The sequence below is a fragment of the Ruegeria sp. AM9 genome, assembly GCF_056540565.1.
Map to the genome: position 1 here is coordinate 405,382 of NZ_JBQFWY010000003.1, position 8,584 is coordinate 413,965.

The 8,584-nt window shown below is 59.9% G+C and carries 11 protein-coding genes; 5 read left to right on the forward strand and 6 right to left on the reverse strand.

All coding sequences use genetic code 11. From position 1 onward, the window contains the following. Nucleotides 1-8: 8 nt before the first annotated feature. Complete coding sequence (locus ACR0DO_RS09270) at nt 9-659, reverse strand: ChrR family anti-sigma-E factor (RefSeq protein ID WP_480558147.1); 651 nt, start codon at nt 657-659, stop codon at nt 9-11. Nucleotides 660-669: 10 nt separating this feature from the next. Further along, a complete protein-coding gene (locus ACR0DO_RS09275) occupies nt 670-1,326 on the reverse strand; it encodes a sigma-70 family RNA polymerase sigma factor (protein WP_480558149.1) in 657 nt (218 codons plus the stop codon). Nucleotides 1,327-1,472: 146 nt separating this feature from the next. Between ACR0DO_RS09275 and ACR0DO_RS09280 the strand changes: the two genes are divergently transcribed. The 5 genes from ACR0DO_RS09280 to ACR0DO_RS09300 all read left to right on the forward strand — a co-directional run bounded on the left by ACR0DO_RS09280 (nt 1,473) and on the right by ACR0DO_RS09300 (nt 4,436). Next, a complete protein-coding gene (locus tag ACR0DO_RS09280) occupies nt 1,473-2,246 on the forward strand; it encodes a DUF1365 domain-containing protein (RefSeq protein ID WP_480558151.1) in 774 nt (257 codons plus the stop codon). 86 nt (nt 2,247-2,332) lie between these two features. Then, on the forward strand, nt 2,333-2,650 hold the full coding sequence (locus tag ACR0DO_RS09285) for a DUF3775 domain-containing protein (RefSeq protein ID WP_170326413.1): 318 nt from the start codon (nt 2,333-2,335) through the stop codon (nt 2,648-2,650). Nucleotides 2,651-2,749: 99 nt separating this feature from the next. Beyond that, entirely contained in the window at nt 2,750-3,853 is a 1,104-nt protein-coding gene (locus ACR0DO_RS09290) for a tetratricopeptide repeat protein (protein ID WP_480558153.1), read from the forward strand. A 107-nt stretch (nt 3,854-3,960) separates the two neighbouring features. Then, nucleotides 3,961-4,197, forward strand: a complete 237-nt coding sequence (locus ACR0DO_RS09295) for a DUF1127 domain-containing protein (protein ID WP_480558155.1) — start codon at nt 3,961-3,963, stop codon at nt 4,195-4,197. Between the two features lie 38 nt (nt 4,198-4,235). Next, on the forward strand, nt 4,236-4,436 hold the full coding sequence (locus ACR0DO_RS09300) for a DUF1127 domain-containing protein (RefSeq protein ID WP_480558157.1): 201 nt from the start codon (nt 4,236-4,238) through the stop codon (nt 4,434-4,436). Nucleotides 4,437-4,632: 196 nt separating this feature from the next. Here the strand turns inward: ACR0DO_RS09300 and ACR0DO_RS09305 are convergent, their stop codons facing one another. The 4 genes from ACR0DO_RS09305 to ACR0DO_RS09320 are packed head-to-tail and all read right to left on the reverse strand — an operon-like array spanning nt 4,633 to nt 8,132. Then, on the reverse strand, nt 4,633-5,775 hold the full coding sequence (locus tag ACR0DO_RS09305) for a saccharopine dehydrogenase family protein (RefSeq protein ID WP_480558159.1): 1,143 nt from the start codon (nt 5,773-5,775) through the stop codon (nt 4,633-4,635). Between the two features lie 3 nt (nt 5,776-5,778). Continuing rightward, nucleotides 5,779-6,837 carry a saccharopine dehydrogenase gene (locus ACR0DO_RS09310; RefSeq protein WP_480558161.1) on the reverse strand — a complete coding sequence of 353 codons (1,059 nt, stop codon included), beginning with the start codon at nt 6,835-6,837 and terminating at the stop codon, nt 5,779-5,781. Nucleotides 6,838-6,851: 14 nt separating this feature from the next. Continuing rightward, nucleotides 6,852-7,466, reverse strand: coding sequence for a glutathione S-transferase family protein (locus ACR0DO_RS09315; protein WP_170443901.1), 615 nt, complete (start codon nt 7,464-7,466; stop codon nt 6,852-6,854). A gap of 15 nt (nt 7,467-7,481) precedes the next feature. After that, nucleotides 7,482-8,132: a histidine phosphatase family protein gene (locus ACR0DO_RS09320; protein ID WP_170443899.1), complete on the reverse strand. Its 651-nt coding sequence runs from the start codon at nt 8,130-8,132 to the stop codon at nt 7,482-7,484. Nucleotides 8,133-8,584 lie beyond the last annotated feature (452 nt).

Sequence of the window (8,584 nt, forward strand, 5' to 3'; positions counted from 1 at the left end):
GACACCCCTCAGATACGCAGGAAAGGCTGGAACAGGCGCGGCATCAGCTTGCTGAATTTCAGCGGCGCGTCGGTGACCGCCAGACAGATGCAGTCCCCCGAGATATCGGCGGTCGGCGTGTGGTGCAGGTCTTCATCCGCGATCTCGACATCACCGCGGGCGAAATGATCCACCTCGTCCGAGAAGGCACCCTGCAGCACCATCGTCAGTTCGACGCCATTGTGGCTGTGGTCCGGCACGGCAGCTCCGGCAGGGATGAACAGCAGCCGCGCGGTGGCCTCGCGTGTGGTCGGCAGGATCGCCTGTTTCACCCCCATGCCGATAGAGCGCCATTTGATGTCGCTCACATCTCCGCCGACGTAATCCTGCAACGGTGCGGGCAAAACCGAACATCCCGGGCGTGTGGGTTTGGCAATCGGTGCGCCCTGAGCAATCAGCGCCATGGTCGCGGCCAGAGACCCATCGCTCATGCTGGCCGAGGCGTCCTGATCCTGCAGCACACAGCCGCCGACGGCATCAAAGCTTTCGGCCCGGGCGCGGCAGTGGTCACACAAGGACAGGTGCGTGGCGACCATCAGGTCGAACGCCTCGGGCAGACTGCCTGCGGCATAGGCCATCAGCAGGTTGTCTGTCAGGTGATGTTTGATCTCGTTGCTCATCGTCATCATCTCAGTTCATCGCGTGGCGCAAGCGGTCAAGCGCCAGCCGTATGCGTGATTTGATCGTGCCCAGCGGCAATCCGGTTTGCGAGGCAATCTCGCGGTGACTCAGATCGCCAAAATAGGCCTTTTCGATCAGTTCTCGTTGCGCCTCGGGCAACGCCGCCATGGCGTCACGCAGCTGCGCGGTTTCCTGTTGCAGCGCGATCACGTCGTCCTGTTCCGGTTCCGCCTCGGGACCCCATCCCAGATCCTCGGGCTCGGGCCGGCGTTGCTTGCGCAGGACGTCGATGCGCTTGTTCCTTGCGATCGTGAACACCCAGGTGGCGACGGTCGCGCGGGCGGGATCGAACAGATGCGCCTTGTGCCACAAGGTCGCCATCACCTCTTGCGCGCATTCTTCGGCCGTTGTGGCGTCTGATCCTGACTTGATCAGGAACGCCTTGATCCGTGGCGCGAAATGCTGGAACAGCTCGGCAAAAGCGGCCTGATCCTGCGCGTCCCGAATGCGTCTGACGTGGCTCACCCACTCAGTTCTGGTGTCGCAACTGCCATCCACTTTGTTCACCGGCCTGCCCCTGATGCGTTTCTGCGCGCGCCAAGGCCTGAGTGCTGGCCTCTCGGCCGCCGGTTCATCCAAGGTCACGGTATCGATCTCGGTAAACATAACCACAATACGCGGGCCAGCCAAAGGCGGATCACTTTGTTTGCAGTTTTTGATCCGTGTCGGGCTGGTTTGCGTATTATCTGGTACGAACAGATTGGGAAAAGAATGCCGCTTGAACGGTTTACAGGCACAGCAGGGGATGCAGCGTGAACAGGATCGATCATATCGCAGGCCACACCTTTCACGGGCGGAAGGGGGACGTTCAGAACGCATTTCGCTATTCTGTCGACTACATTCTGCTGGACCCCGAAGGCCAGCCGGACACCCCGCTGCTGTTTTCCCTGAACCGGGCCAATGTCACCAACTGGCGGAATCGCGACCATGGCGGCGAGCCGGGGCAGGGCCGCGGTGCCGCTTGGCTGCGCGAACAGTTCGACCAGATGGGTGTTACCCAACCGGCCCGGATTGCCCTGCTGACTCAGCCCCGCGTATTCGGCCATGTCTTCAACCCGGTCAGTTTCTGGTTCTGTTTCGACGCGGAAGACCAGCTTTATACAGTGGTGGCCGAGGTTACGAATACCTATGGCACGCGCCATAGTTACTTGTGCCACAATCCCGACTTCACGCCGATCCAGCCCTCGGACCGGATCGTGGCGGGCAAGCTGATGCATGTCTCGCCGTTTCAGAAGATCGAAGGGACCTATACTTTCCGGTTCGACTATCGCCCCGACCGCGTGGGTGTCTGGATCGACTACGGGCGCGAGGGCGGCGGGTTGATCGCAACACTGACCGGGCCGCGTGCGCCGCTGAGTGACGGCAAAATCCTGTGGTCGCTGCTGCGCCGCCCGTTCGGCGCCCGCCGCGCGTTTGTTCTGATCCTGTGGCAGGCCCTGAAACTGTGGGTCAAAAAAGCCCGGTTCCGCCCGTTTCGCACTGCCCCTATTCCCGATCATCCGGTTTCCCGCATCCGCGAGCCCTAAAGCGTCTTTGTTTGCGTAAGATCAAAGACTCGGGCACTTCAGAATGTTTGTGCTAGGATGGAAACCGCGAACACGAGGAGTTGGTCATGTTGGAAATCTCGGCAAGAAAAATCGCTCAGGTTGCCATGATGGGGCGCGAACTGAATCGCGCCGAGGGCGAATTGCGCGCCTTCATCGATCGCATGGGCGAAGATGAGCAGGCTGAACTGGTCGCCGTCATGTGGATCGGCCGCGAGAGCTTTTTCGCCGAGGATCTGGCCGAAGCGATTGCAACCGCCAAATCCGAGGCCTCGACCCCTTGCGCCGACTACCTGATCGGTACGCCGCACCTGTCTGATCACCTTGAGAATGGCCTGGATGCGCTGGGAATTTCGGCCGAGGACGTGGAAAACGATCTGATGTAGACACAATGCCCGCAAAGTCTGCGGGCATTGTTTTCAAGGCCGTTTACAAACCCGCACAGGTTTGATTCAGTCCAACCGGATATACTCTTGGTTGATTTAATGAACGCTGATACGCCTGTTGCTCCCCCGAAACGCAAACTGACCATTATCCGCGTGGCCATCGTTCTGGTCGTGCTGGCCATCATTGCGCTGCCGATTTTGCGCAAAAAACATGACGCGCTGGTTGGTATCTGCAGTTCGGATAAGGGGGATCTGCAAACCACCCTGGACGCCTGTGATCTGCTGTTGAACTGGACCGTCTCTGACCCGGCTGAGCGGTCTATGGCGTATCGCAACAAGATGCGGCTTTATATGGGGGTAAAGGATTGGGAGGCCGCAAAGCGCGAGGCCGATCTGGCGATTGCGGCCGATCCTGAAAGTGAGGTGCCGTTGCAGTGGAAGGCGCTTGTACTGACGCGCACTGAGGACTACGCCGACGCATTGGGGACTATTGAGGCGGCGTTGGAACTTGCACCGGCAAATGACTACTCGCTGGAAATGAAGGGCAAACTGCTTCGGGCGATGGGTGCGGACGACCAGCTGCATGTCTATTTCGCTAATCTAGCAAAGACTTACCCCGACCGCAGGTGGATTAAAAAGACGTGGGGAAGTCACCTGATTGAGGACAGGCTCTACGATCAACTGCTCGATATGACGGTCGAAGGGATCAAACGCGATCCGCTGTACCACGGCCTCATTGGCTATTATTACGCGGCATGTCTTGGTCTTGGGCCTAAATGCCCACCCCTTTTCCCCGAACGGCGGGAAGCTTATCCCGAACTCATTTGTTCTGGTGCGATCGAGCGATTGGGGGATCACTTTGACTATTACGGTGACAAACTGCAAGAGACGGGCCTGAAGACTGTAAGTGAGCTTTATGCTCAAGAAACAAGGTGGAGCAAATACGACATTCAGGCTCTCTACGCGGGTCAGGTCGCGGTGTTGACGCAAGGCGATCCTTTTGAAGCTGCTGAGGGCTTTGTATTGGCAAGCAGAGTGTTCGACTGTGTTTTCCCCGAAAAATATATTTACCCTCTCCGATATGTCGGCCCCGAGGGTGATGAAGCGACGATGGTCTATGCGCATTACTTTACTCCACCGCTGCGCCAAAACCTGCTCGATTTGGCCTATTTCTACCTGAATACACCCGGCAACGCGCCCTGACCCAACACATTAACCAGTCTTAATCTATCCCTCTGGCCGCGTTAACGCGGGCTTCTTTTATCTGTTTCAGCAATGACGAAAACAATTCAGGCTGAAAGGAGAAAGTCATGGGATACGCACAAACTGTAACCCCGCAGAAGGGGCTTTTCTTCGGTATGTTCTCGAATTACGCCGAAGCACGGGTCGAACAATTCCGCCGCGGGATTTACGCCAATACCGTCCAGTCACTGGAAAACCTGACCGACAGGCAGCTGGAAGACATCGGTGTTCCGCGCTGTGACATCAACCGGCGCGCCTATGAAAGCGTCTATCACAAGCAGCCCTATCACCGCCACGTGCAGTGAACCGGGCGTCGCGTCTTGCACCAAACATGGAGGAAAGGATGCTGGATTCAAAACCCAACTACGAACCATCGGCAAGGGCCAGTTCCGTGTTGCTGTTCGACCGCGCCATGCGGCTGCAGGCGATCAGATCGGATATCGTGCGCGCCGCGCAGGACCTGAACCGGCTGTCCGATCAGGATCTGGCCGAGCTGGGCATCAACCGCAGCGATATCGATGACGTGATCGCGCGCTATATCTGACGGATTGCAGTTCGACGCAAAGCCATTCCGAGTTTTCGGGATGGCTTTTTTATTGGCCGGTTTTCGAAGAGGCGGATGGTCAATCGCAAGAAGCCGTGCCAGAAAGAACGCGTTATAGTTGATCGCCGCCTTGCGGGACGCAGGCCGCTTTGAACAGATGACACCGCCCTGACCGTGATCGGGACGGGCTCGTCACTCAGTTCAAGTGATCCACCACCTGCAGGTGCTGGGCCAGTGTGTCGATTTCAGCCATCCAGCCTTGCACCAGTTTCGGATCGCTGGGGGCGGCGTGGACGCCGGCGGGGATGGCGCGATTCAGCACCGCCTCGACGGCCAGCGAGACCGGAACCGACACCAGACGTGCCATGGCGGTGCCGCGGGCGTCGCCCCAGGCATCCATGACATAGGTTTTGTGCCAGACCGGGATGCCGTCTTTTTCCGCCTTCAGGCCCACGCACAGAACCACGCGGTCCGGCTCGTCCTCGTCATAGGCGTTGTCGGCCCAGAACTGATCCGACATTTCTTTCAGGCGCGCGTCACCTTCGGGGCCTGACAGCGTCTCGATCTCGGTGAACACGTCCGACCATGCATCGGCCCAGCCGTTCAGGCGCAGGGTGCCGCGGACGAATTCCTTGACCAGCCAGTGGTCCTCGAACTGATATTCTTTCATGAAAGGTATCGAGTCGCGGTTCGGATAGACCTCGAAGCTTTCGGGCGTCGGTAAAGGCGCGATATAGCTGGTGATTGCGTCCCAAGGGCGGGCGACGTCCAGCGGTGCATAGTCTCGGATCGATTTCGACGGCGACCGCAGCGCCTTGAGCACACCCAGCGGCGACCAGCTGAACTTGTAGCGGAACGGGTTGGGGTTTTTGGGGATGCCGCCGCAATACGAGATAAAGCTCAGGTGGTTTTGCGCGTCGAACGCGTCCGAGGCGCGGTAGTCGTCGACCAGGGCATGTGCCATCAGGTGGTCGATGCCGGGATCCAGCCCGACCTCATTGACCAGCGCCACACCGGCCTCACGCGCCTTGTCATCCAGCGCGCGCATTTCGGGCGCGATGTAGGAGGACGAGACGAAATTGGCCCGTTTCTCAATCGCCAGTTCCGCCAGTTGCACGTGCCAGTCACCCGGCAGCATCGAGACGATCACGTCGCCCTGTTCCAGAACCGCGCCAAGCGCGTCGATGTCAAAGGCACGGATGTCGTCGGTCAGGTCGCCAATCTCGGCCTTTGCCTTTTCGATGGTCCGGTTCCAGACGGTGACTGTATGCCCGCCCTCAATCAGGCGGCGCAGGCCGGGGATGGCCGACAGGCCGGTGCCACACCAGTGAATCGTCATCGCTCAGATCCCTTCGATATGAGTTTTAAAGGTTGCTTCCGCCCGCCCCCAGACGCCGCTGTCCAGATCGGTCAGGGTCAGCAGCGAGGGCAGCAGTTGCGCCGCGTAGTCCTGCGAGCTTTCAACCGGCAGCATCGAGGGCAGGTTGTCGATGGCCATCACGTCCATGACTGGATCGGTGGCCACGCGCAAAGCAGGCGCATCCCAAGTGGTGGCGCGGTCGTAGACCGGGACCGGGTTGTAATCGCTGTCGGGGTCGCAGGCGACATCGCCGATGGCGGTCAGGCTGCGCGCGGCGGTCAGCGCCTCGCGCGGCACAAAGACCGGAGTACCGGGGCGGGCGAAGATGCAGTTCAGGAACAGGTCGTGGTTCAGAATTTCCGGGAACGGCCCGCCGCTGGCGGTCTCGGCCATGTCCCATTTGGTGACGTTGACGCCCATCGCTTCGCACAGATCGGCGGCCCCGGTGCCGACGCGGCCCAAGGCGCCGATGACGATGGCGCGGGGGCGATTGTTGGCGCCGGTGGCGTCCAGTTCGGCCACCAGTTCGGCGTTCAGCGCATCCTTGCTTGGATAAACGCCAACCGGCGGGCATTCCTGACCGCGTTGCTGCGCCGCCCATGTTTTCAGCGTCACGGCAGCGCCCGCATAGCCAGCCCAATAGCCGAACGCGGCGACGCGGCGGTCATTTTCGTCCACCAGATACTCCAGATCGTAAAGCGTGCCGCCGCCGGCCTTGAACCGCTGCAACAGGGCACGGCCCGAATGCTGGCCCTTGTAGGCGTGGCCGAACATGATGTGGCGGTGGGGCAGGGGCGTGCCGTCCTCGGGCAGTTCCTTGAGGCCGAAGATGATCGCATCCAGCGGGGCCTGGGGCCAGGAATACTCGGATGCGATCTCACATCCGGCATCTTTGTACCCGTCAATCGGAATGGCACGGACCGAGCTTTCCTCGACCGTCACGCGCAGACCTGCCGCGATCAGCGCGGCGGCCCCTTCCGGGGTCAGCCCGACCCGTTCCTCGTTCTGGCGCTGTTCGGCCCGGACCCAGAGATGTGTCATGCGATTTCCTTTTGTCAGAGCATTCCGGCGGCGCGCACCGCCTGAACCGAAGGCCGCGCCTCCATCGCTTCGCGGAAGGCGATGATCTTGGGGAAGGCAGACACATCCACGCCGTCGCCTTCCAGCCAGCTGCACACCACATAGAGGTACGCATCGGCCAGCGAGAACGCTTCACCCAGCACAAACGGCCCGCGCAGCCCGTTCGAGGTGATGTATTTACAGGACGCGGTCATCGTCTGTGCGACCTTGTCTTTCATGTCCTTCCAACTGGATTTCTTGTCGGCCCAGCGGTGCCCGCGCAGCTTGTGCGCATGGTTCACATGCATGGTTGAGGCAAGGTAGAACATCACCTCGCGCATCCGCGCCGCCATGATCGGATCGTCGGGCACCAGACCGGCCTCGGGGGCCTTGGCCGCGATATATTCCAGCAGCGCCCCGGTTTCGGTCAGGATGCCACCATCCACCACCAGCGCCGGAACACGGCCCTTGGGGTTGATCTGTTTATAAGCCGGTTTAGTCTGCTCGCCCCCGGCGAAATCCAGCTTGATGGCCTCATAATCCAACCCGGCTTCTTCCAGCGCAATGGCAACAGCGACCGAGATCGTACGGGGGGCATAGTAAAGCTGCATGGGGCCTCCGAAGGATTACAGGTGGGTCTGGGCGTATTGCCGGTCCGGCGCTTCCAGGTGCGGAATGGCGTTGAACAGGACCGGGCTCAGCTGCGGACCGATCGGGTGCAGACGATGCATCGACGTATTCATGATGGCAAGGGCCACGCGCGCCATCGACGGGATGTCCAGCCCCATCGCCTGCCGCACCACCATCGAGATCAATCCGCCCGAGGTGACCACAATAGCGGGTCCGCCCTCGGTGCCGATATCGCGCAATGCGCCAGAGACGCGGGCCTCGAACTCTTCGAAGGTTTCGGGTGTGTTTTTGATGTCGCCATTGGCCCAGGCGGCAAATGTGCGGGGCAGATGTTCCACAAAGCCTTCGCGGTCGGTCGGGACCACCACGCCGTGCTGCTCTTCGAACAGCTTGGCGATGGTGAAGTATTCGATCTCGTTCAGGCGGGGGTCGCGGATCGGTTCCGCCAGTCCCATGCTGGCGGCGGTTTCCACATGGCGGGTCAGCGTGCCGCAATAGACGCGCGTATAGGTGGTCCGCGTGAATTGCAGATGTGCCCCCAGCCAGCGCGCCTGCTGGTGACCCAGCTCGCTCAGCTTGTCATAGCTCTCTTCATCACGCGCATCGGTGTTGGCCTGGCCGTGGCGAACCAGTGTAATATGTGACATGGCGGTCCCTCTCGGGCCGAGTCTTAGGGTAGGTTGCAGGCAGGGGCCAGAGGTGTTCCGTGGGCATCCGGCAAAAATCTCAGCGACTTAAGGCGCGTGCTTGGGCGAGGTACCGGTGATTGTCATTTTTGATGTTGCGTAAGGGGGAAAAGTTTCCTATCAGAAACACGAATGCAGCATACGGGGGTATACTCTTTACCCGGCTCTCTCGGGGGCTGCTCTGACACAGATCAAAGTTCCATGACTGTTGACTTGCGACACAGTCGTGAGACTCTGGGCGGCAAACAGTTTTGACGTAGGGCGAACAAGTGCGGCATTCAGAGATTATGACCTAAGAAAGGTTAGAACGATGACCACACCGAAACGCACGCCTTTGTACGACTTGCATGTTGAGTTGGGTGGCAAGATGGTTGATTTTGCGGGTTGGGAGATGCCTGTTCAGTATCCTTTGG

Excerpts from the sequence above, each read along its gene's own strand:
- ACR0DO_RS09315 (WP_170443901.1), bottom strand. The coding sequence starts at position 7,466 with ATGCAGCTTTACTATGCCCCCCGTACGATCTCGGTCGCTGTTGCCATT.
- ACR0DO_RS09310 (WP_480558161.1), bottom strand. The coding sequence starts at position 6,837 with ATGACACATCTCTGGGTCCGGGCCGAACAGCGCCAGAACGAGGAACGG.
- ACR0DO_RS09295 (WP_480558155.1), top strand. The coding sequence starts at position 3,961 with ATGGGATACGCACAAACTGTAACCCCGCAGAAGGGGCTTTTCTTCGGT.
- ACR0DO_RS09285 (WP_170326413.1), top strand. The coding sequence starts at position 2,333 with ATGTTGGAAATCTCGGCAAGAAAAATCGCTCAGGTTGCCATGATGGGG.
- ACR0DO_RS09320 (WP_170443899.1), bottom strand. The coding sequence starts at position 8,132 with ATGTCACATATTACACTGGTTCGCCACGGCCAGGCCAACACCGATGCG.
- ACR0DO_RS09305 (WP_480558159.1), bottom strand. The coding sequence starts at position 5,775 with ATGACGATTCACTGGTGTGGCACCGGCCTGTCGGCCATCCCCGGCCTG.
- ACR0DO_RS09270 (WP_480558147.1), bottom strand. The coding sequence starts at position 659 with ATGAGCAACGAGATCAAACATCACCTGACAGACAACCTGCTGATGGCC.
- ACR0DO_RS09300 (WP_480558157.1), top strand. The coding sequence starts at position 4,236 with ATGCTGGATTCAAAACCCAACTACGAACCATCGGCAAGGGCCAGTTCC.
- ACR0DO_RS09275 (WP_480558149.1), bottom strand. The coding sequence starts at position 1,326 with ATGTTTACCGAGATCGATACCGTGACCTTGGATGAACCGGCGGCCGAG.
- ACR0DO_RS09290 (WP_480558153.1), top strand. The coding sequence starts at position 2,750 with ATGAACGCTGATACGCCTGTTGCTCCCCCGAAACGCAAACTGACCATT.